Raw genomic sequence first — 683 nt, forward strand, 5'->3', positions numbered from 1 at the left:
GACTGAAGCTGTCTCCATGTCAGAATTGCGATATTTTGCTGGCCAAACGCAAGAAACATCGTCGCGAAAAGCGGGTTTGCCGGATTGACGCATAATGTGGGCCGGCGCAAACAAAGCCAACGACGATAATGCAAGGGCGGGACCAGGCGGCATGTCATTCAGCCAGCAGCGCGTGGTTGCCTCGCCGACCGGTGCCGAGCTCAATCTTTTCGTCAGGCAGGCCGACGGCCGGGCACGCGCCGTCGTCCAGATCAATCATGGATTGGCCGAGCACGCAGCGCGCTATGCCCGCTTTGCCGATTTTCTTGGCTCCCGCGGCTTCCACGTCTATGTCCACGATCATCGCGGCCATGGCGCGACCAAAGCCCCCGACGCGCCGCTCGGCAGATTTGCCGACAGGGATGGCCCCGCCAAGGTGATCGCCGATATCGGCGCCATCCATGACCTCATCGCCAGCGAACAGCCAAACAGACCGGTCATCCTGTTTGGTCATTCGATGGGCGCATCCGTGGCGTTGAATTTCCTTTTAAGTCATTCGCCCCGCGTCCATGCCGCCGCGATCTGGAACGGCAATTTCTCTCAAGGCCTGCTCGGGCAGGTGGCGCTGGGCGTCCTTGCCTGGGAGAGAATGCGGCTCGGCTCCGACGTGCCATCGCGTCTGCTGCCGAAGCTCACCTTCCAGG

The 683-nt window shown here is 61.3% G+C and carries 1 protein-coding gene; it reads left to right on the forward strand.

Annotated features, from left to right (window positions below; all coding sequences use genetic code 11):
- Positions 1–151: 151 nt before the first annotated feature.
- Positions 152–683, forward strand: a 532-nt coding sequence (locus EN893_RS36580) for an alpha/beta hydrolase (RefSeq protein ID WP_164901525.1), incomplete at its 3' end; no start/stop codon positions are given.

Origin of the sequence: Mesorhizobium sp. M7A.F.Ca.CA.004.04.2.1, from assembly GCF_004022825.1 — a bacterium.
In the GTDB taxonomy this organism is placed as follows: Bacteria; Pseudomonadota; Alphaproteobacteria; order Rhizobiales; family Rhizobiaceae; genus Mesorhizobium.